Here is a 22,141-nt window from a genome sequence, read left to right on the forward strand (position 1 = left end):
GAGATTCGATGCAAGAAGTCGTGATTGTCGCCGCCACCCGTACCGCCATCGGCAGCTTCCAGGGTTCGCTGGCTTCCATTGCTGCACCGGAACTCGGCGCAGCGGTGATCCGCCGCCTGCTGGAGCAGACCGGGATTTCCGGCGAGCAGGTCGATGAAGTGATTCTTGGCCAGGTACTGACCGCAGGCTCCGGGCAGAACCCGGCGCGCCAGGCGTCGATCCTGGCCGGGCTGCCCCACGCCGTGCCGGCGATGACCCTGAACAAGGTCTGCGGCTCCGGCCTCAAGGCGCTGCATCTCGGTGCCCAGGCCATCCGCTGTGGGGATGCCGACGTCATCATCGCCGGCGGCATGGAGAACATGAGCCTGGCCCCCTACGTGCTGCCCGCCGCCCGCACGGGCCTGCGCATGGGCCACGCGCAGATGATCGACAGCATGATCACCGATGGCTTGTGGGATGCTTTCAACGATTACCACATGGGCATCACTGCCGAGAACCTGGTGGACAAGTACGGCATCAGTCGCGAAGAACAGGATGCCTTCGCCGCCGCGTCCCAGCAGAAGGCCGTGGCCGCGATTGAAGGTGGCCGTTTCGCCGATGAGATCACGCCGATCCAGATTCCCCAGCGCAAGGGCGATCCGCTGACTTTTGCCACCGACGAGCAACCACGGGCCGGCACCACCGCCGAATCCCTGGGCAAACTCAAGCCCGCCTTCAAGAAGGACGGCAGTGTCACCGCGGGCAACGCTTCGTCGCTCAACGACGGTGCGGCGGCGGTGCTGCTGATGAGCGCTGAAAAGGCCAAGGCCCTGGGCTTGCCGGTACTGGCGAAAATCAGTGCCTACGCCAACGCCGGCGTCGACCCGGCCATCATGGGCATCGGCCCGGTCTCGGCCACCCGCCGCTGCCTGGACAAAGCCGGCTGGTCCCTGGAGCAACTGGACCTGATCGAAGCCAACGAAGCCTTTGCCGCCCAGTCGCTGGCGGTGGCCAGGGAGCTGAAGTGGGACATGGACAAGGTCAACGTCAATGGCGGCGCCATTGCCCTGGGCCACCCGATCGGCGCGTCGGGTTGCCGGGTACTGGTGTCGTTGTTGCATGAGATGATCAAGCGCGATGCCAGGAAAGGCCTTGCAACATTGTGCATCGGCGGCGGCCAGGGCGTGGCCCTGGCCCTGGAACGGCCGTAATCGGCAACGGGCTCAACGGCGGCTGAGCGGACCCACGAATATCCGCACAGCCACCGGCAACACCACCGGCACAACCTCGGTTGCGCCGGTTTTTTTTTGCCTGCTGACTGTCGGGGTGATGTTGGCTGTGATGACGCTATCGCGAGCAGGCTCGCTCCCACAATGAGTCTTCAGTGAGCACGCATTCTGTGACCGGTGCAAATCCCTTGTGGGAGCGAGCCTGCTCGCGATAGCGGCCGATCAGGCCCCCGCGCCAAACCGGTCACGGCTGTTGGTCAAATGCAGCCACATGGCGGCGCGGGCGGCGTCGGAGTCCTGGCGTTTGATGGCATTGAAGATGGCCTCGTGTTCGAGGTTGGCCAACTGTGCCAGCTTCCCCAGATCAACCTGACCCCTTTCGGCCACGTTCACCCGGGTCCTGGGGATCATCGCGCTGCCCAGGTGCTGCATGACTTCGACAAAACAGGTGTTGGCCGTGGCCTCGGCGATAAGCAGGTGGAAACGCCGGTCGGCCTCGACGCAACTGTCGTTGTTGCTGAGCAACCGCTGGTAGTCATCCAGCGCCTGGCGCATCTGCTGCAAGTGCTGTTCGCTGCGACGTTGGGCCGCCAGGGCAGCCGCCTGGGTTTCCAGGCCCAGGCGCAGCTCCAGGATGCCGCGCACCCCTGCCGCGGTATCGACATTGAGGCGTAACCCCGGCTCGCCGGTTTGCTCCAACACGAAGGTGCCGATGCCATGGCGCGTCTCCACCAGCCCCGAAGCCTGCAACTTGGAAATGGCCTCGCGTACCACCGTGCGGCTGACGCCATGCTCGAGCACGATGGCGCCTTCGGAAGGCAGCTTCTGCCCCGGTTTCAACTGTCCCAACAGGATGCTCTGGCTGAGCTTCGCCACCAGATCATGGGCCAGGTTGTGAGTACGTTTGCGCTGGGGCGCGTCGGTGTCTTGCATCGCCGGGGTTCCTCGAATACAGGCTGACTGATCCTACCACCCACGGGCTTGAGCGTGTTCACCATGACGAGGCTTAACTTGTATGACAACACACCAAATATCAACCTCTCCCCGACTATCCATTCAGTTGACAGACTTCCTTTATGGCAACCAACCACACGGCGAAATGACTCCAAACAGCCACACAAACCAATAAATACGGCATAAGCAGCCTCACCACACTTTCCAAATCTCATCAAAAACAGCTTGTCATCGAAAAAAATCAAGTTGTATGATGTCTATCAACATCGACGCCTGCTCGATGCCCCGCATAAAAACAATGAGTGGGAGAAAAACCAGTGAACACATCCAGCCTCAAGGCGAATGCCGACGCGGATCCGGTGCTGTTGTCGGCCATATCCAAGGTCAAGCGCCACATTCTGCCGCTGTTCGTCATCATGTTTATCGTCAACTACATCGACCGTGTGAACATCGGCTTCGTGCGTGCCCATATGGAGCACGACCTGGGCATCGGTGCGGCGGCCTATGGCTTCGGTGCCGGCCTGTTCTTCATCGGTTACGCGCTGTTCGAAGTCCCTTCCAACATCCTGCTGCAAAGAATCGGCGCACGTATCTGGCTGACCCGCATCATGCTCACCTGGGGCCTGGTGGCCGCTGGCATGGCCTTCATCCAGAACGAAACCCACTTCTACATCCTGCGCTTTCTGCTGGGTGTGGCCGAGGCCGGTTTCTTTCCCGGCGTGATCTATTACTTCACCCGCTGGCTCCCAGCCGTCGAGCGTGGCAAAGCCATCGCCATCTTCCTTAGCGGCTCGGCCATTGCTTCGCTGATCTCCGGCCCATTGTCCGGGTTGCTGCTGCAGATCAACGGCCTGGGCATGCACGGCTGGCAATGGATGTACTTCATCGAAGGGATGTTCTCTGTCGGTCTGTGCGTCTTCGTCTGGTTCTGGCTGGACTCCAAGCCCCACGACGCCAAGTGGCTTAACCGTGAAGAACAGGATGCACTGGTAAAAACCATCGATGACGAACAACGGGCCCGCGAAGCGGCCACCCCCGTCAAGTTGTCCATCGGCCAGTTGCTCAAGGATCGCCAGATCATCCTGTTCTGCCTGATCTACTTCTTCATTCAGCTGACGATCTACGCCGCCACGTTCTGGCTGCCGAGCATCATCAAGAAGATGGGCGACCTCAGTGACTTCCAGGTCGGGATGTTCAACTCGATTCCCTGGCTGTTGTCGATCGTCGGCATGTACGCCTTCGCCTCGATGTCGGCCAAATGGAAGTTCCAGCAAGCCTGGGTGGCGGCTGCGCTGCTGATTGCGGCGGCAGGGATGTTCATGTCCACCGTCGGCGGGCCGATTTTCGCTTTCGTCGCCATCTGCTTCGCGGCCCTGGGTTTCAAGTCGGCATCGTCGCTGTTCTGGCCGATCCCCCAGGCGTACCTGGATGCTCGGGTGGCGGCCGGCGTCATCGCGCTGATCAACTCGGTGGGCAACCTCGGCGGGTTCGTCGCCCCGACGACGTTCGGCCTGCTGGAGCAGCACACCGGCTCGATCCAGGGCGGCCTCTACGGCTTGGCGGGCACGTCCATCATTGCTGCGATCATCGTCTTTGCCGCGCGCAATGTGCCCAAGCCCAAAGCCGCAGCGACACCAGCCAATCCGACGGCCAGCCACGTCTGATCATTCGACTCGTTCAAGGATAAGTACAATGAATTCACAAGAAGCCAGTAAAGCCCCGATCATCACCAGCATGCAGATCGTGCCCGTGGCCGGCCATGACGGCATGCTGCTGAACCTCAGCGGCGCCCATGGCCCATTCTTCACCCGCAACGTGGTCATTCTCAAGGACAACGCCGGCCGCACCGGTGTCGGCGAAGTGCCCGGTGGCGAGCGCATTCGCCAGACTCTCGAGGACGCCCGGGCGCTGGTGGTCGGCTACCCCATCGGCACCTATCAGAAGATCCTCAACAGCGTGCGCCAGGCGTTCGCCGACCGCGATGCCGGTGGCCGTGGCCTGCAGACCTTCGACCTGCGCATCACCATCCATGCGGTCACCGGCCTGGAAGCGGCCTTGCTGGACCTGCTCGGCCAGCACCTGGACGTACCGGTCGCCGCCCTGCTCGGCGAAGGCCAGCAGCGCGATGAAGTGAAGATGCTGGGGTATCTCTTTTATGTTGGTGATCGCCAGCAGACCGACCTGCCCTATCGCAGCGAGCCGGATGCCGACAATGACTGGTTCCGCGTACGCCACGACAAAGCCCTGGACGCCGCCGCCGTGGTGCGCCTGGCCGAAGCCGCACATGCGCGCTACGGCTTCCAGGACTTCAAGCTCAAGGGTGGCGTACTCAAGGGCGACGAAGAGATCGAAGCGGTCACCGCTTTGGCCGAACGCTTTCCCCAGGCGCGCATCACCCTGGACCCGAACGGCGCCTGGTCGCTCAAGGAAGCCATCCGCCTGTGCCGTGACCAGCACCGGGTACTGGCCTATGCCGAAGACCCTTGCGGCGCCGAGAACGGTTATTCGGGCCGCGAGGTCATGGCGGAGTTTCGCCGTGCCACCGGCCTGAAAACCGCCACCAACATGATTGCCACCGACTGGCGCGAGATGGGCCACGCGATCACCTTGCAGTCAGTGGACATTCCCTTGGCCGATCCGCACTTCTGGACCATGCAGGGTTCGGTGCGGGTGGCGCAGATGTGCAATGAGTGGGGCTTGACCTGGGGCTCGCACTCCAACAATCACTTCGATATTTCCCTGGCGATGTTCACCCACGTGGCAGCGGCCGCACCGGGTGACATCACGGCCATCGACACTCACTGGATCTGGCAGGACGGTCAACGACTGACCAAGGCGCCCTTGCAGATCCAGGGCGGCTGCGTGCAGGTGCCGAAGAAGCCGGGGCTGGGGATCGAGCTGGACATGGATCAACTTGCCAAAGCCCATGAGCTTTACAAAGGCATGGGGCTGGGCGCGCGGGACGATGCGGTGGCGATGCAGTATCTGATTCCAGGCTGGACGTTCAATAACAAGCAGCCGTGTCTGGTGCGTTGATCTTCCTGTGATCCCCAGGAAGACCTGTTTACCAAGCCTTATACAGTGTGGGAGCGGGCTTGCTCGCGAAAGCGGTCTGACAGTCGACATCTTTGCTGACTGTCAGCCCCCTTCGCGAGCAAGCCCGCTCCCACATTTGGCTAGGGCAAACTTAACGGATCACGCCGGAGGCTACCCCTCCGGCCGCAAGATCAACACTGCCAACGGCGGCAGGTTGAGTTCAAGGGACAGGGCCTGCCCATGGCTGGGCACGGCCTCGGTGGAGGCGCCGCCGCCGTTGCCGTAGTTGGAGCCGGCATAGGTGTCGGCATCGCTGTTGAGCAACTCCACCCAACGCCCGGCGAAAGGCACGCCGACCCGATAGGCCTCGCGTGGCACCGGTGTGAAGTTGGCCACCACCAGTACCGGCCGCCCCTCCTTGCTCCAGCGCAACCAGGCGTAGACGCTGTTCAGTGCATCGTCGCCGATCAACCACTGGAACCCTTGGGGCGCGTCATCCTGATCGTGCAGCGCGGGCTCCTCGCGATAGAGCCGGTTCAAATCGCTCACCAGCTTCTGCACCCCACGGTGCTCGGCGTATTGCGTCAGGTACCAATCCAATTGCTGGTCATGGTTCCACTCGCGCCATTGGCCGAACTCGCAGCCCATGAACAACAGCTTCTTGCCCGGATGACCCCACATGAAACTGAGGTAGGCGCGCAGGTTGGCGAATTTCTGCCAGCGGTCGCCGGGCATCTTGTCGATCAGCGAGCGTTTGCCATGGACCACTTCGTCATGGGAAATCGGCAGGACGAACCGCTCGGACCAGGCATACACCAGGCCAAAGCTCAGTTCGTTGTGATGATGGGCGCGATACACCGGATCCTGCTGGATGTAATGCAGCGAATCGTGCATCCAGCCCATGTTCCACTTGTAGGCGAAGCCCAGGCCGCCCTGTTGCGTGCTCTGGCTGACGCCAGGCCAGGCGGTGGACTCCTCGGCGATGACCAGTGCCCCTGGGGCTTCCAGGGCGACCACATCGTTGAGGTGCCGGAGGAAATCGATGGCCTCCAGGTTCTCGCGTCCACCGTGACGGTTGGGCACCCACTCCCCGGCCTTGCGCGAATAGTCGCGATACAACATCGACGCCACGGCATCCACACGCAGGCCGTCGACATGGAAATGCTTCAACCAATGCAAGGCCGAAGCCAGCATGAAGCCGTGGACCTCGGTGCGTCCCAGGTTATAGATCAGGGTGTCCCAGTCCTGGTGGAAGCCTTCCAGCGGGTTGCCGTACTCATACAGCGCCGTGCCGTCAAACTGGGCCAGGCCATGGGTGTCGGTGGGAAAATGCGCCGGTACCCAGTCGAGGATCACGCCGAGGTCGGCCTGGTGACAGGCGTTGACGAAGGCGGCAAAATCGTCCGGCGAGCCGAAGCGCGCCGTCGGCGCGAACTGAGACAATGGCTGGTAACCCCACGAGCCGCCGAACGGGTGCTCCATGATCGGCATCAGTTCGATGTGGGTAAAGCCCAACTCCTTGACGTAGGGAATCAGCCGCTCGGCCAGTTCATGCCAGTTGTATTGCCGGGCCACTTCCCCAGCCTCGTCGATTTCGCATTGCCAGGAACCGGCGTGCAGTTCGTAGATCGACAACGGTGCACTGGGGACCTGGCGTTCGCGACGGTGCTGCATCCATTCACCGTCCTGCCATTCGATGTTCAGCGGTGAGGCGACTTTCGACGCGGTGTCCGGGGGCATCTGGCTGGCCAGCGCCACCGGGTCGGCCTTGAGCGGCAGGATGCCGTGGGCGCCGAGGATTTCATACTTGTAGGCTTCTCCCGCCCCCAAACGCGGAATAAACAGCTCCCATACGCCCGATGGATAACGGATGCGCATCGGGTGCCGGCGTCCGTCCCAGACGTTGAAGTCACCGACCACCGACACCCGTCGGGCATTCGGCGCCCAGACGGCGAACCGCACGCCATCGACACCATCGACGGTGGTCAGCTGCGCCCCCAGGCAGGAACTGAGATCGCGATGATTACCTTCGGCAAACAGGTAAAGATCCATTTCCCCCAGCAACGGCCCGAAACTGTAGGGGTCTTCGGCCACCTGCTCGCCACCGGCCCAACGGGTGCGCAGCAGATAAGGCTGGGCATGCTCGAAATGGCCGACAAACAGACCCGGCGTGTCGCCCAGATGCAGCTCACCCAACTCCTCGCCGCTGTCACGGGCGAGCACGTGGACGCTCAGCGCACCGGGCAGGTACGCCCGGATGAACTGCCCGCCGGCGCCGTCGCCGTGGGGGCCCAGAATGGAAAACGGATCGTGATGCTCGGCACGCACCAGCGCGTCGATATCACGAGGGGACGGCAGCAAAGACTCTTTGGCCTGTCCCTGTGGTTCCTTGTTCGAGACGCTCATGATGCTCTCCACTAAAAATCGGAAAAGGGTTCAAGCCCACTCAATAACCCGTACAGCCCGTGCAACGGCACGGGCAGCCAGGCAGGGCGATTCTCGGCTTCATAGGCCACTTCATAGGCCGCCTTCTCCAGGCCGAACAACGCCAGCGCGGCGTCTTCGCCTTCAGCATCCTTCCACTCATGGGCAAGATTAGCTGCCGCCAGTCGATATGCCTGGACAAATGCCTGGCGTGCCTCGGCCAAATAACGATCTGCGACCCGTTGCCGCGCCGCATCGGCGTCGGCCGTGCTGTCGACGGTGTGCAAGTGAATCGCCATGGCCGCCGCGTAATCGAAGGAGCGCAGCACACCGCTGACATCCTTGTACGGGCTGTGCTTGCCCCGACGTTCATGCAACGGCCGCGCCGGTTCGCCCTCGAAGTCGATCAGATAGGCGTCGCCCTTGATCACCAGCACTTGCCCCAGATGCAAATCGCCATGAACCCGGATGCGCAAGCCACCGACGGCCTTGCCGGCCAATTCCTGGACGTGTGCCAGGATGGTTTTTTTCTGCTCCAGCAAGCGTGCGACCATGGCTTGGTCCGCCGGGTTCAATTGGCTCTGGTGTTGCTTAAGCAGACGCAAAGCATTTTCCACCTGGGCAGCCACGTCCCGGCCGATGGCCTGGGCGTCCTTGGCGGTGGTTTTCTGCGGCGTGAAGTCCGGGTCGTCGGTGGCCTGGGCCAGCACCTGATGCATTTCGCCCAGGCGCTGACCGAGCATGCCGGCGAAATCCTTCAGTTCGCCCAAGGCGTTGTAGTGCTGTTCCTGCTCGGACACTGCATCGGCCAGCTCATCACGCAAAGCTCGCTCAAGGTTGTTCTGAGTCCATTCCCAGGCGTCGCCCTGGTTGCTCAGGTAGCCTTGGGCGATCATCAGCAGCGCATCCTCGCCCTCGGCATCGCGGCGGATCACCGAACCCAGCAGCGGCGAGATATTGCTGAAGCCCGCGGCAGTCAGGTAGGCGCTCATTTCCAGTTCCGGGTGCACGCCGGAAGCGACCTTGCGGATCAGCTTGAGCACCAGGCTGCCGCCCACCACCACCGAACTGTTGGACTGCTCAGCGGACAGGTAACGCACCTCCGGCTCGGCACCCAGGTTCAACGCCGCCAGCCCCTCGGTGGGTTCGAACCGCAACTCGCCATCGGCGTACGGCAGCACGGTGGCCGCCTGCATACTGTTCAGCACGGCCCGGATGAAGCTTTCCAGGCTGAACGCATCGGTGATCAACCCCACCTGGCGCACCCGGCGGACCCGGGACAGCGCCAGTTGTTGCGGTAGCGCCGCGCCGACCTGATCCTCGGCCAGCAGACCGAAGGGCAGTTGATAACGCAGCGTCTGGCCACCACTGGTGACGTCGATTTCGCTGAGCAGCACCGGATGCTGCGGATCGCCGAAGCGCACGCCATAAACGATATCGACCTTCTCGATGGCGCTGTCCTTGCCAGCGAACCAGCGCCGGTTCTGCAGCCAGCTCGGCAGGATGGTTTGCTCCAGGGTGGTGCGCGATGGCGCTTCGAGCAATTCTTCCAGGCGTTTTTTCAAGACCAGGGTGGTGAAGTCCGGCAGGCTCTGGGCCGGCTCCACGTGCCAGCTCGGCATCTGGTTTTCCGCCGCCAGGGCGAACCAATAGAAGCCATAAGGCGCCAGGGTCAGGAGGAAATTCAATTGGCCGATGGGCGGGAAGGCATTGCCCCCCAGCATCTCCACCGGCACCATGCCCGCGTAAGTCGACAGGTCCAGCTCGGCGGCCTGGGCACTGCGGGACACGTTGGCCACACAGAGAATGATTTCATGCTTGCCATCCGGCCCGGTGTATTCACGGGTATAGGCCAGGATCCGCCGGTTGCTCGGCGACAGCATTTTCAGGGTACCGCGGCCGAAGGCCTTGGACTGCTTGCGCACCGCCAGCATCCGCCGCGTCCAGTTGAGCAGCGAATGGGGGTCGCCAGCCTGGGTCTCGACGTTGACCGACTGGTAGCCGTACTGCGGGTCCATGATCGGTGGCAGCACCAGGCTGGCCGGGTCGGCCCGGGAAAAACCGCCGTTGCGGTCGATGGACCACTGCATCGGCGTGCGCACCCCATCGCGGTCCCCCAGGTAAATGTTGTCGCCCATGCCGATTTCGTCACCGTAGTACAACGTCGGCGTACCGGGCATCGACAGCAGCAGACTGTTGAGCAGTTCCACCCGACGACGGTCACGCTCCACCAGCGGCGCCAGGCGTCGACGAATCCCTAAGTTGATGCGCGCCCGACGGTCGGCCGCGTAGTAATTCCACAGGTAGTCGCGCTCCTTGTCGGTGACCATCTCCAGGGTCAGCTCATCATGGTTGCGCAGGAAAATCGCCCATTGGCAGTTGGCCGGGATCTCGGGCGTCTGACGCAGGATGTCGGTGATGGGAAAGCGGTCTTCCTGGGCCAGCGCCATGTACATGCGCGGCATCAGCGGGAAGTGGAACGCCATGTGGCATTCGTCACCGTTCAGACCTTGGGCATCGACATCGCCGAAATACAGTTGAGTGTCTTCCGGCCATTGGTTGGCTTCGGCCAGCAGCATTCGGTCGGGGTAGTTGGCGTCGATCTCGACACGGATCAGCTTGAGGACATCGTGGGTCTCAGGCAAGTTTTCGTTATTGGTGCCATCGCGCTCGATGAGGTAAGGAATCGCGTCCAGGCGCAGGCCGTCGATGCCCATGTCCAGCCAGTAGCGCATCACCGACAGCACGGCCTTGATGACTTGCGGGTTGTCGAAGTTGAGGTCGGGCTGGTGGGAATAGAACCGGTGCCAGAAGTACTGGCCGGCCACCGGGTCCCAGGTCCAGTTGGACTTTTCGGTGTCGAGGAAAATGATCCGGGTGCCGTCGTACTTGTGGTCGTCGTCGGACCAGACGTAGAAATCCCGCGCACTCGAACCGCGCTTGGCCTTGCGTGCCCGCTGGAACCACGGGTGCTGGTCGGAGGTGTGGTTGATGACCAGTTCGGTGATGACCCGCAGGTTGCGCTTGTGGGCTTCGGCGATGAAGCGCCGCGCGTCGGCCATGGTGCCGTAGTCGGGACTGACGCCCCGGTATTCGGCGATGTCATAACCGTCGTCGCGCCGGGGCGACGGATAGAACGGCAGCAGCCAGATAGTGTTGACGCCCAGGTCGGCAATGTAGTCGAGCTTGGCGATCAGGCCGGGAAAGTCGCCGATACCGTCGTTGTTGGAGTCGAAATAGGATTTGACGTGTACCTGATAGATCACCGCATCCTTGTACCAGAGCGGGTCCTTGATGAAGGTGGCTGACCGCGGTTTCTTCGCCATTTGCAACTCCTGATGAATTCAATAAAGCCTCTGGAGACTGATGAGATCTATTTGTGGCGAGGGGATTTATCCCCTCGCCACAGAAATCCCTTCCCCCCAGTCTTCAAGACGCGCTGATCCGCCAGATCCCGAACGGCTGGTACCCCGGGTCGATGCGCATGAACTGATACTTGCCATACCAGGTCCAGCGGTGGCCGTTCATCAAGTCCTCGCCCTGGGTCTGGGCATCGTCGGGCAAGCCCATTTCCCATAACGGCAACTCGAAATTGGCTTCCTGGGGGTTGTGCGGATCGAGGCTGACCGCGACCAGGACGAAGTTACTGCCGTCAGGTGTGCGCTTGCCGAAAAACAGAATGTTGTCGTTCCAGGCGTTGTAGATTTTCAGCCCCAGGTGCGTCTGCAGCGCCGGGTTCTGGCGGCGGATGCGGTTGAGCTGGGCGATTTCGGCAATGATGTTGCCTGGTGCGGTGAAGTCCCTCGGCCGGATTTCGTATTTCTCCGAATCGAGGTATTCCTCCTTGCCCGGCACCGGTGCCGACTCGCAGAGTTCGAAGCCCGAATACATCCCCCACAGGCCCGAGCCCATGGTCGCCAGCGCTGCGCGAATGAGAAAACCGGCGCGTCCCGACTCATGGAGGAAGGCCGGGTTGATGTCAGGGGTATTGACGAAGAAATTCGGTCGATAACACTCGCGCCACGGTGACTGATTGAGTTCGCTGAAGTAGGTCGCCAGCTCGGCCTTGGTGTTGCGCCAGGTGAAATAGGTGTAGCTCTGGGAATAGCCGACCTTGCCCAACCGGGCCATCATCGCCGGTGTGGTGAAGGCTTCGGCGAGGAAGATCACCTCGGGATGTTGGGCCCGCACATCGGCGATCAACCACTGCCAGAACGGCAGCGGCTTGGTATGAGGGTTGTCGACGCGGAACATCTTCACGCCCTCGTTGACCCAGCCCAGCACAATGTCCCGCAGCTCCGTCCATAGACTGGGAATCGCCTCCGCCGCGTAGAAATCGACATTGACGATGTCCTGGTACTTCTTCGGCGGGTTTTCCGCGTATTTGATCGTGCCGTCCGGCCGCCAACTGAACCAGCCCGGATGCTGCTTCAGCCAGGGGTGGTCCTGGGAACACTGGATGGCGAAATCGAGGGCGATCTCCAGGCCATGGGCCTCGGCAGCCGCCACCAGGCGACGGAAGTCTTCCCGGGTGCCCAGTTGCGGATGGATCGCCTCATGCCCTCCGTCTTCGCTGCCAATGGCATACGGGCTGCCCGGATCGTCGGGACCGGCGGTGAGGGAATTGTTCGGGCCTTTTCGGAAGCTGCGGCCGATGGGATGAATCGGCGGAAAATACAGGACGTCGAAGCCCATGTCCTGGATCATCGCCAGGCGCGAATGGACGTCGTTGAACGTGCCGTGACGGGTGGGATCATCGGTAATCGAGCGCGGAAACAGTTCATACCAGCTGGCGAACTCGGCCCGTTCGCGCTCGACATCCAGTGGATATTCGGGACTGATGCTCAGGTATGGCCGGTGATCGGCCAGGGACATCAAGTCGGCACTGTGCGGCGCCAGGAACAAAGCGACCTGTTCAGCCGGCAACAACCCCGAAAGCTCGTGGTGCAAGGCGGCCAGTTGTTCGCTCAACTCGCCATCGCTGCGCTCGGAGGCTTGTAGCACATGATTGCGGCCTTCCTGCAACTCCAGGCTGATGGGCACGCCGGCAGCGTATTTCTTTTCCAGTTCGTAGCAGAAGCTGGCGTACTGGTCGAACCAGGCCTCGATGCAAAATACATAGCGCCCCTGGGCCGGCACATTGAACTGGCCCCGCCAGCCATTATTGCCCAGGTCGGTCATCACCTCGCTGTTCCACACCTCATCGTCCAGTGCCCGCCAGCGGATTCGCACGGCCAGCTTGTCATGACCATCGGTGAAGACCTTGCTGGTCACCGTGACATCTTGTCCCGCCACGGCCTTGGCGGCGAACTGGCCGCCATCGATCACCGGCATGGTGTTTTCAATGGCAATACGTGGCAGCAACAAGGCGTGGGACAGCGGTAGATTCGGGTTGTACGCCAAGTCGGTCGGGTGTTCGGCAATCATCGAGCATCGCTCCTTTTACGCCCCATGGACGTTATGGCGGTAAGGCCCACTGGTCTTGGAAAACGGGTCCCTGAAAGAACTCACTTAAACTCCGAACCGGACCGGCAGGGAAAAGTTCAGCGGGATTTGCCCGGTGGCGAGCGGGATCAAACCCGGCCCAGGGTGGTCAACAGCAGTAAGCACGACTCAAGCCATGTGCGTCACGGAGACCCGTCCCGATGAATATTCCCATCCCGGCCGAAACCCCCGATCCCAATATCGATGACCCCACCCTGCCGCCTCCAGGACCTGACCCGGAACCTGTACCGGAGAAAGATCCTCCCCTCGCCCCGCAGCAGCCCGTGGGCGATCCACCGAACGAGGCGCCGCCGGAGCGGGTGTGAAAAACAAGCGTAGTGGAGAACCTGTGGGAGCGGGCTTGCTCGCGAAGGCGTTGGATCATCCAGCTTATAAGTGACTGACACACCGTCTTCGCGAGCAAGCCCGCTCCCACAGGTATTGCACCGGTGTGTTAGATCACGGTTTGTCATCCTTATCCAGCGCCCGGACGATCACCGGCATCACACTGAAAACCGCCAACGCCAACAACGTGCTCAACACCGCCGTCGCTTCCCGGCCCAACCCGGCCGCGACGCCGATGGCCGCCGTCATCCACAGGCCGGCGGCAGTGGTCAGGCCTTTTACGTGGCTTTCGTCCCCATGATTGTTCTTCAGGATCGTGCCCGCCCCCAGGAAACCGATGCCGGCGATCACGCCCTGCACCACTCGGCTCATGGCGTCGGCCTGGGAACCGGACATCTGCGGCACCAGCACGAACAACGCCGCGCCCAGCGCCACGAGCATATGCGTGCGCACCCCCGCCGCCTTGCCCTTGTGCTCACGCTCGAACCCCAGGATGCCGCCGAGCAGCGCGGCCATTAGCAGGCGCACCGTGACCCGCGTCATTTGCTGGGTATCGCCGATGTCGGCGAATTCCGATTGCAGAGTGATCCAGACCTGATGCCACCACGCTTCCATACAATCCTCCTCATGCCGTCGATAAACGATGGACCGCAACGGATGCCAGAGGTGCTCCGACCGCTGATCCGGCGCGACGAACCCTGGTGGTCATGGGGAGCCTAACGCTCAGGACATCAAGAAGGAGCACACCATGACCCTGCGTATCGATGACCACCGGATCTGCTATTTCGACACCAGAAACGGTCCGCAACAGCGCCCCGCCAGCGAGTTGACGATTATCACCGACGCGGATAAAGCCATGTCGGCCGTGAAGCTCAACGGCGACCTCGTCCACTTCACCGAGGCCGAAGCCGACGCCTTGATCCAGGCCGGCGCAACCGATGGACGCAGACATCTCAAGGCCAGCGACAGCGGCTCGGCGATCTGAGCACCACCTTGTCGGCAAGTGGGCAATCTGTGGCGAGGGAGCAAGCTCCCTCGCCACACAAGCTCCCTTGCTACATGGGGGTGTTTGTCTATCCCTGGGTGCTTCAACCTGTCGCAGGCCCTGGCCTCCAGCCCATCTGATCCGGTTTTTATCGAAACACCTGAGTCTGTTATGCAAACAGCGCGATGGTCATAGTGCGCGGGCCAGATAAGGCTGATGAGCGACCGACCATGAGCGATAGAATCCCCGTCCAGTTGATACAGACCTTTGAACCCGCGCCCGCGAAGATCAGGGCCAGGACCACTGACAACCTGATCCACACCCGCAGCTTCAGCGGCCTGTTCCGCACCTTGCGCATGAGCGGCGCGGGCCTGCTGTTCCTGCTGTTCTTCGGCACGGTGTGGCTGGACTGGGGCGGCCGCCAGGCGGTGCTCTGGGACCTCGCCGAAAGCAAATTCCACATTTTCGGCGCCACCTTCTGGCCCCAGGATTTCATCCTGCTGTCGGCGCTGCTGATCATCGCCGCCTTCGGCCTGTTTGCGATCACCGTGTTCGCCGGCCGGGTGTGGTGCGGCTACACATGCCCACAGAGTTCCTGGACCTGGATCTTCATGTGGTGCGAGAAGATCACCGAAGGCGATCGCAACCAACGGATCAAGCTGCAAAGCGCGCCCTGGAGCCTGGACAAGCTCCTGCGCCGCTCGGCCAAGCACACGTTGTGGCTGGCCATCAGCCTGCTCACCGGCCTGACCTTCGTCGGCTACTTCACGCCGATCCGCCCACTGGCCGAAGAGCTGCTGACCCTGCAGATGGCCGGCGTAAGCCTGTTCTGGGTGCTGTTCTTCACCGGCGCCACCTACCTCAATGCCGGCTGGCTACGTGAAGCGGTGTGCATGCACATGTGCCCCTACGCACGGTTCCAGAGCGTGATGTTCGACAAAGACACCCTGACCATTTCCTACGACGCGGCCCGTGGCGAAATCCGCGGCCCACGCAAGCGCGACGCGAACCCGGCCAATCTCGGCCTGGGGGATTGCATCGACTGCCAGATGTGCGTGCAGGTCTGCCCGACCGGCATCGATATCCGCGACGGCCTGCAAATGGAATGCATCGGCTGCGCGGCCTGCATCGACGCCTGCGATTCGATCATGGACAAGATGGGTTACGCCCGCGGGCTGGTCAAATACACCTCCGAGCGTCAGTTGCAGGGCGGCAAGACCCACCTGCTACGACCGCGGCTGATCGGTTATACCGCCGTGCTGCTGGTGATGATCGGCGCACTGGTGGTGGCATTGGTGGAGCGGCCGATGGTTTCCCTGGACGTGAGCAAGGACCGCGGCCTGTTCCGCGAAAACAGCCAGGGACTGATCGAGAATATCTACAGCCTGAAGATCATCAACAAGACCCAGCAACGCCAGGACTATCAGCTCTCCCTGGTGGACGGCAACGACTTCGTCCTGCAAGGCAAGACCCGACTGAGCCTGGCCCCGGGAGAAATAGTCGACGTACCGGTGTCGGTGGCGATGCTCAGCGAACGCTCCCGCAGCGGCTCACAGGCACTGACATTCAAGGTAGCCGACAGTGACGAGCCCAACATTCATAGCGAGGCCAAAAGCCGTTTTGTCGCGCCGATGAATCGCTGAAGCCTTAAGATGCAGAGCTGTTTTCCTGTGGGAGCGAGCCTGCTCGCGATGAGGTCAGCACAGTCAACCTTGATGTGCCTGACACTCCGCTATCGCGAGCAGGCTCGCTCCCACAGTTGATGCGCAACCTGAACCGTGGATGACTGGACCGTACATGAAACGCTACGAGAAATTCGCCGACGACATCGCAGAGCTGATCCGCTCCGGCATGCTGGGGCCGGGACAGCGCGTGCCGTCGGTGCGCTATGCCAGCCAGACCTACGGCGTCAGCCCGTCCACGGTTTTCCAGGCGTATTACCTGCTGGAACGCCGCGGTTTGATCCGGGCCCGGCCGCGTTCCGGCTACTTCGTCAACAACCATGCGCCAAAGCCCTTTTCCGAGCCGGTCATCAGTAGCCAGGTGCACGAATCCACCGAAGTCGACGTCAGCGAACTGGTGTTCTCGGTGCTCAATTCCATCAAGGATCCAGGCACCGTACCCTTCGGCTCGGCATTCCCCAGCCCGACGCTGTTCCCGCTGCAACGGCTATCCCGCTCACTGTCCAGCGCCACGCGGGATATGGACCCACGGGTGGTGGTCACCGACATGTCGCCGGGCAATCCGCAGTTGCGCCGCCAGATCGCCCTGCGCTACATGGTCGGCGGGCTGATGCTGCCTATGGAGGAACTGCTGGTCACCAACGGCGCCCTGGAAGCCTTGAACCTGTGCTTGCAGGCCGTGACCGAGCCCGGCGACCTGGTGGCCATCGAGGCACCGGCCTTCTATGCCAGCCTGCAGGTGCTGGAACGGCTCAAGCTCAAGGCCGTGGAAATCCCCGTGCATCCGCGCGACGGCATTGACCTGGATGTACTGGAACAAACCCTGGAACGCCATCCGATCAAGGCATGCTGGTGCATGACCAGTTTCCAGAACCCCATCGGCGCAACCATGCCCGAGGAACGGAAACAGGCACTGGTGGCGTTGTTGCGCCGCCATCAGGTGCCATTGATCGAGGATGACGTCTACGCCGAACTCTATTACGGCCAACAAGCTCCGAAACCGGCCAAGGCGTTCGACACCGAAGGGTGGGTGATGCACTGCGGATCATTCGCCAAGAGCCTGGCACCGGGTTACCGCATCGGCTGGGTTGCCGCCGGCCGCTACGCGCAGAAAATCGAGCGCCTTAAACTCATGACCTCATTGTGTGCCTCGATGCCAGCCCAGGCCGCCATCGCCGACTATCTGCAACACGGCGGCTACGACCGTCACCTGCGCAAACTGCGCTACGCCCTGGAAGAACAGCAAAGCGCCATGCTTGCCGCCATCGCTCGTCATTTCCCGGCCCAGACCCGCGTCAGCCACCCGGCCGGCGGGTATTTCCTGTGGCTGGAGCTGCCAGAACAGATGGACTCGCTGAAACTGTTCCAGATGGCCCTGGCCCAAGGCATCAGCATCGCCCCGGGTCCGATCTTTTCAGCGACCCGGCGGTTCAGGAACTGCATTCGCTTGAACTACGGCAGCCCTTGGACCGAGGCGTCGGAAAAGGCCATGGAGACGTTGGGGAGGATTATTCGCTCACTGATGACCAACCAAGATACCTGTCAGCTCTGACAGTAGCAGGCCTGTGGAGAACGACTTAGCGTAGAGATCGCCAACCGAAATGAGCACCCCGCGTTGGCAACAATCTATCCTAAGGAGAAGATCATGAAATATTTTCACGATTTCGAGAACGGTCCAGACGGCTGGAGATTTACCCAAAGTGAAGGAGAAATAGTGAGGGAGCCACGTGGCAATCATTACATCACCGGTGACGAGTATGTGACTGATTACAGCTTGGCCAAGATATTCAAATTGCCATTCGCGGACAATCTTCCAGTCATCGTAAAGTTCGACATTAAAGTCCCCGATGGGGTGACGCTGAAAGAGTTGGCTTGCAGAGTCAATGATAATGTTCAGCTACTGGACGTCCCTGCAGGCGATGACCAATGGCATTCCTGCAAAGTGACATTTCCCCCTCCTCCACCTCAATCGTCCGGATTACCTACCGTTCGTATTACAGCATTCCAAGAAGTTGAAAAGCCTCCATACGGCGTAGGGTTCGATAACATTTACGTCATCCAGGAATAACCCCATCCGGCCATTTCAATGCAGGCGTTCTGCACACCGATAGCATCAAAGGCAAACCCGCTCCCATAGGCGGACTGTATTCAAATGTGGGAGCGAGCCTGCTCGCGATGGGGCCAGTACCGGCGAAACTCAGCGCCCGCCCCCCAGGTCCACGAACGTCCCGGTCGCATACGAAGCCTTGTCCGACAGCAGCCAGATAATCGCTTCGGCCACTTCATCCGGACGACCGCCCCGGGCCATAGGGATTGCCGATTCCAGCTTGCTGACCCGCTCGGGATCGCCGCTGAGGGCATGGAAATCGGTGTAGATGTAACCCGGGCGAACCGCATTGACGCGGATGCCCTCACCAGCCACTTCCTTGGACAGGCCGATGGTGAAGGTGTCCAGCGCGCCCTTGGAAGCGGCATAGTCGACGTATTCGTTCGGCGAGCCCAGGCGGGCGGCCACCGATGACACGTTGACGATACTGCCGCCCTGCCCGCCATGCCGGGGAGACATGCGCAGCACGGCGTGCTTGGCGCAGAGAATCGGCCCCAGCACGTTGGTCTTCATGACTTTGAGGATGCGGAACTCGGACATCTCATCGAGCCGGGACTTGTGAGCGACGGTACCGGCATTGTTCACCAGCGCCGTAACGCGCCCCAGCTCCGCGTCCACCCGGTCGAACAGGCCGATCACCTCATCCTCGATGCTCACATCAGCGCGCACGGCAATGGCCTGTGCGCCCTTGGCGCGGATCTGCGCCAGCACGTCCTGCGCGGCGTTTTCATCGGAATGGTAGTTGATGCAGATCCGATACCCCAGCTCGGCAGCCAATAACGCCGTGGCCGCGCCGATACCACGGCCACCACCAGTGATCACGATGACTTTATCCACGCTGCTTCCCCTGTTTCACGGTAGACGCCAGGGGCCAAGAATAGCGTTCACGTCACGCTTTTGCACAACCCCCGGCCAGGATCCGCAGGTCCAGGCGCCCGTCCAGCAACGGTGGGCACCAGTAGTAGCCGCCGGTGATCGGCCGGCTCATGCGGTACAAGCCATCGGTAATGCCATCTTCAAGGCCACTCATGCGTCGCAGTTGCGCCTCGAAAGCGTCCAGGGAGAAACCGAACGCGAGGAACATCAGGCCGGCGCGATCGCCTTCGATCCACGGCATGGAGCGGCGCACGAGGAAGGCTTGCGGCGCGAAGCTTTCCTGGGCGGTGCGTTTGACGTGGGCCGACTCCGGCGCATCGTCGAGCTCTTCGTTGTCGCTCAGCCGCCGGCCCATGATGTTGTCACGCTCGTGGGGTTGCAGGGCGGCGAAACCGTCCAGGTCGTGTTGCCACTGCTGGATCGCCGCGAAACTGCCACCGCGCAGACCGTCGGTGCCTTGGGCCAGGGCTGCGGCGATGGCGGCTTCATCGTGGGGGTTCTCGGTGCCGTCTTCGTAACCTGTCAGGTCATGGCCGGTCATGTGACGGAAGGTTTCGTTCATTTGCACCAGGCGCAACGCCGGTGCCAGCGCCGCCTCGATGGCGCGGCTGCGGTGCAGCAGTTCGCCACGGTCTTCGCCGTGCAGCCAACACCACAGCGCGTGCTGGGTCGAAGGATTGTCCACGCCCACACCCGCCAGCGCAGGAAATGCCCGCAGGCCTTCGATCTGCGCGCCCAGCGCCTGGACCAGCGACTCGCCGAAACCGATCACGCCACGACCGTCCAGTTGCAGCACCAACCTGTCGATCGCAGCCGGCAACGCCTCGACCGATTCCAGGGCGAAAAACAAATGACGAGCCTGAGGCGGAACAGGGGTGGCGAGAATGCCGGGCTGGTAGTAACTCATGTGAACTCCTCTAGAAAGAGCGCAAGTCTACCCGGCGGCCGTGGATTTGTGGTGATTTGCCAACGGGGAACCTGCCTATGCAACCCAGGCTTTTTGTAGGATTTCTCTTTCGCCTCCGTCGGATGGCTCGGAACCTGTCCCGAAGCGAAAGACCTCGGGTTGCCTGACCGCCGAAAACTTCCTAGAGTGCGCTCCAAAGCTTGCACCCCAACGGTGCATTGAGCCGCTCAAGGCTGCCGGATGCAGAGCGGCTTGAACTCTCGCCATTCATGGAGACCGGTCAACATGCGCATGACCCGATCGATACTCGCGGGCACCTTTCTGCTGGGCTGTGGAATGATGCCGGGCTTTGCCCAGGATCGCCTCGAAGACACCGTCAATGCAGTGATCGAACCCTTGATGAAACGGCAGGACATAGCCGGCATGGCCGTGGCGATCACGCTGGACGGCCAACCTCACTATTTCAACTACGGCGTGGCCTCCAGGGAAACGAAACAGCCGGTCACCGAACAGACCCTGTTCGAAATAGGCTCGGTCAGCAAGACCTTTACCGCGACCCTCGGCGCCTATGCCCAGGCCCAGGACAAACTGTCCCTGTCGGACCCGGCCGGCCGCTACGCCCCCGAGTTACAGGGTAGCGTCCTGGAGAACTTCAGTCTGCTCAACCTCGCCACCTACACCGCCGGTGGATTGCCGTTGCAGTTTCCCGACAGCGCGGACCACCCGGACCGGATGTTCGGCTACTACAAGACCTGGAAACCGCTTTACCCGGCCGGTACCCAACGGCTCTATTCGAACCCGAGCATCGGCCTGTTCGGCTATCTGGCCGCTCGCAGCCTGGATCGCCCTTTCGATGATGCAATGGAACAGACGTTGATGCCGGGCCTGGGCCTCAAGCACAGCTATCTGCGGGTGCCGGCGTCAGAGTCGAGCCGATACGCCCAAGGCTACGCGAAAGACGGCAAGCCAGTCCGGGTCGGTCCCGGGGCAATGGACTCCGAGGCCTATGGCGTGAAGACCAGCACCTCGGACCTGATCCGTTTCCTTGAAGCCAACCTGCGACCGGAAACACTGGCCCCTGACCTGCAACAAGCCATCGCCACCACCCACACCGGGTTCTACCAGGTCGGCGGCATGACCCAGGGGTTGGGCTGGGAGTTCTACCCTTATCCGGTGACGGTCAGCCAGCTGTTGGCGGGTAATTCGGTGGAAATGGCCATGCAGCCGAACAAGGTCGAACCTCTCGACCCGCCCCGCCCTGCCCCGGACAACGCATGGATCAACAAGACCGGATCAACTGGCGGTTTCGGCGCCTATGCGGCTTTCGTGCCTGGCAAGAACATGGGCATCGTACTGTTGGCGAACAGGAACTATCCCAACGAGGAACGGGTGAAGGCGGCGCACCGGATCCTGACGGCGTTGGAGGAGCGATAAGGCAAGAGGTAACTGCCGGAGCAAGCTTTGCTCCAACAGCTGCCATCATCTCCTTGAGAGTCAATCATCCAACGGCTTTACAGCCGTAGGCTTGGTTGTCTTGCCGGGTTTCGCGCCCTTCGTGTCCTTGGCCGGTGCAGCTTCGGGGGCTGGAGGTGGTGCTGGAGGCGTTGCTTCTTTTTCTGCTGCGGGCAACTTGTCGACGGTGTCGAACAGCTCCTTCAGTTCGATCGCCCCGGAATGTTCAAGCTTCTTTTCTCCATCCTTGCCCACCAGGATGATCTTGGTCTGGGCTCCGGCCCCCAGCTTGAGTGATCGGATCAACGCCATGGTGCTTTGGGGGTCCAGATCCTTACCGTCGCGCTGCCCAATGGTATTGAGCACGGTATAGAGCACCATGTTGCGCTCGGAAAAACCCTTCTTGCCCGCTGGTTCGTCCAGGGCTTTTTTCAGGCTGACCCACGCAGGGTCCACGGTGCTGGGCGCGATGACAATCAGGGACCGGGACCTGCCCACCTCCGCCACCAGGGGTGAGTCACCATCAGCGGCGAACAGAGGGCCGGCGATGGCCAGCAAGGTTGCCAAGGTCAACGACCGAATGAGCATGCGCCTCTCCTTTTGATATTTACGCTGTACTGATTGCACAGGGCGGCAATTGTTCCGCGAGAGAGTCGCCCAATATTGCGCCGGCCTGCCATG

Annotated in this window: 17 protein-coding genes; 9 read left to right on the plus strand and 8 right to left on the minus strand. The window is 61.6% G+C overall.

Annotation, left to right across the window (positions count from 1 at the left end; translation table 11 throughout):
• Positions 1 to 8: 8 nt before the first annotated feature.
• A complete protein-coding gene (locus FBY02_RS03690; protein ID WP_144923521.1) occupies positions 9 to 1,190 on the plus strand; it encodes an acetyl-CoA C-acetyltransferase in 1,182 nt (393 codons plus the stop codon).
• A 240-nt stretch (positions 1,191 to 1,430) separates the two neighbouring features.
• Here FBY02_RS03690 and FBY02_RS03695 read toward each other — a convergent pair whose 3' ends face one another.
• Positions 1,431 to 2,141 (minus strand): FadR/GntR family transcriptional regulator, encoded by a 711-nt coding sequence (locus FBY02_RS03695; RefSeq protein WP_144923524.1) that lies wholly within the window; start codon positions 2,139 to 2,141, stop codon positions 1,431 to 1,433.
• 338 nt (positions 2,142 to 2,479) lie between these two features.
• Here FBY02_RS03695 and FBY02_RS03700 point away from each other — a divergent pair, with 338 nt between their 5' ends.
• Both FBY02_RS03700 and gudD read left to right on the plus strand, forming a co-directional pair.
• Complete coding sequence (locus tag FBY02_RS03700) at positions 2,480 to 3,826, plus strand: MFS transporter (RefSeq protein ID WP_144923527.1); 1,347 nt, start codon at positions 2,480 to 2,482, stop codon at positions 3,824 to 3,826.
• A gap of 28 nt (positions 3,827 to 3,854) precedes the next feature.
• Positions 3,855 to 5,198, plus strand: coding sequence for a glucarate dehydratase (gene gudD / locus FBY02_RS03705; protein WP_144923530.1), 1,344 nt, complete (start codon positions 3,855 to 3,857; stop codon positions 5,196 to 5,198).
• Between the two features lie 171 nt (positions 5,199 to 5,369).
• On the opposite strand, the gene glgB is transcribed toward gudD, so the two are convergent.
• From glgB to FBY02_RS03720, 3 genes are all read right to left on the minus strand, one after another.
• On the minus strand, positions 5,370 to 7,604 hold the full coding sequence (gene glgB / locus FBY02_RS03710) for a 1,4-alpha-glucan branching protein GlgB (RefSeq protein WP_144923533.1): 2,235 nt from the start codon (positions 7,602 to 7,604) through the stop codon (positions 5,370 to 5,372).
• Positions 7,605 to 7,615: 11 nt separating this feature from the next.
• The gene (treS, locus tag FBY02_RS03715) at positions 7,616 to 10,948 is read right to left on the minus strand and encodes a maltose alpha-D-glucosyltransferase (RefSeq protein ID WP_144923536.1); all 3,333 of its coding nucleotides are present in this window, start codon (positions 10,946 to 10,948) and stop codon (positions 7,616 to 7,618) included.
• Positions 10,949 to 11,051: 103 nt separating this feature from the next.
• Positions 11,052 to 13,049: an alpha-1,4-glucan--maltose-1-phosphate maltosyltransferase gene (locus tag FBY02_RS03720; RefSeq protein WP_144923540.1), complete on the minus strand. Its 1,998-nt coding sequence runs from the start codon at positions 13,047 to 13,049 to the stop codon at positions 11,052 to 11,054.
• A gap of 218 nt (positions 13,050 to 13,267) precedes the next feature.
• On the opposite strand from FBY02_RS03720, the gene FBY02_RS28040 reads away from it, so the two are divergent.
• Positions 13,268 to 13,432 (plus strand): hypothetical protein, encoded by a 165-nt coding sequence (locus FBY02_RS28040; RefSeq protein ID WP_175361304.1) that lies wholly within the window; start codon positions 13,268 to 13,270, stop codon positions 13,430 to 13,432.
• Positions 13,433 to 13,565: 133 nt separating this feature from the next.
• Here FBY02_RS28040 and FBY02_RS03725 read toward each other — a convergent pair whose 3' ends face one another.
• A complete protein-coding gene (locus FBY02_RS03725; RefSeq protein WP_144923542.1) occupies positions 13,566 to 14,066 on the minus strand; it encodes an MgtC/SapB family protein in 501 nt (166 codons plus the stop codon).
• A gap of 133 nt (positions 14,067 to 14,199) precedes the next feature.
• Here FBY02_RS03725 and FBY02_RS03730 point away from each other — a divergent pair, with 133 nt between their 5' ends.
• The 4 genes from FBY02_RS03730 to FBY02_RS03745 all read left to right on the plus strand — a co-directional run bounded on the left by FBY02_RS03730 (position 14,200) and on the right by FBY02_RS03745 (position 18,186).
• Positions 14,200 to 14,436, plus strand: a complete 237-nt coding sequence (locus tag FBY02_RS03730) for a DUF3203 family protein (RefSeq protein ID WP_144923545.1) — start codon at positions 14,200 to 14,202, stop codon at positions 14,434 to 14,436.
• 230 nt (positions 14,437 to 14,666) lie between these two features.
• Positions 14,667 to 16,079: a cytochrome c oxidase accessory protein CcoG gene (ccoG, locus tag FBY02_RS03735; protein WP_144923548.1), complete on the plus strand. Its 1,413-nt coding sequence runs from the start codon at positions 14,667 to 14,669 to the stop codon at positions 16,077 to 16,079.
• Positions 16,080 to 16,233: 154 nt separating this feature from the next.
• Positions 16,234 to 17,670, plus strand: a complete 1,437-nt coding sequence (gene mapR, locus FBY02_RS03740; protein ID WP_144923552.1) for a GntR family transcriptional regulator MpaR — start codon at positions 16,234 to 16,236, stop codon at positions 17,668 to 17,670.
• Positions 17,671 to 17,763: 93 nt separating this feature from the next.
• The gene (locus tag FBY02_RS03745; RefSeq protein WP_144923555.1) at positions 17,764 to 18,186 is read left to right on the plus strand and encodes a hypothetical protein; all 423 of its coding nucleotides are present in this window, start codon (positions 17,764 to 17,766) and stop codon (positions 18,184 to 18,186) included.
• Positions 18,187 to 18,315: 129 nt separating this feature from the next.
• On the opposite strand, the gene FBY02_RS03750 is transcribed toward FBY02_RS03745, so the two are convergent.
• A complete protein-coding gene (locus FBY02_RS03750) occupies positions 18,316 to 19,062 on the minus strand; it encodes an SDR family oxidoreductase (RefSeq protein ID WP_144923558.1) in 747 nt (248 codons plus the stop codon).
• A 52-nt stretch (positions 19,063 to 19,114) separates the two neighbouring features.
• Entirely contained in the window at positions 19,115 to 20,008 is an 894-nt protein-coding gene (locus FBY02_RS03755) for a Dyp-type peroxidase (protein ID WP_144923561.1), read from the minus strand.
• Between the two features lie 285 nt (positions 20,009 to 20,293).
• Here FBY02_RS03755 and ampC point away from each other — a divergent pair, with 285 nt between their 5' ends.
• Positions 20,294 to 21,442 (plus strand): class C beta-lactamase, encoded by a 1,149-nt coding sequence (gene ampC / locus FBY02_RS03760; protein ID WP_144923564.1) that lies wholly within the window; start codon positions 20,294 to 20,296, stop codon positions 21,440 to 21,442.
• 60 nt (positions 21,443 to 21,502) lie between these two features.
• Here ampC and FBY02_RS03765 read toward each other — a convergent pair whose 3' ends face one another.
• The gene (locus tag FBY02_RS03765) at positions 21,503 to 22,048 is read right to left on the minus strand and encodes a DUF4174 domain-containing protein (protein WP_144923567.1); all 546 of its coding nucleotides are present in this window, start codon (positions 22,046 to 22,048) and stop codon (positions 21,503 to 21,505) included.
• Positions 22,049 to 22,141 lie beyond the last annotated feature (93 nt).

The sequence above is a fragment of the Pseudomonas sp. SJZ078 genome (genome assembly GCF_007828255.1).
GTDB lineage: Bacteria > Pseudomonadota > Gammaproteobacteria > Pseudomonadales > Pseudomonadaceae > Aquipseudomonas.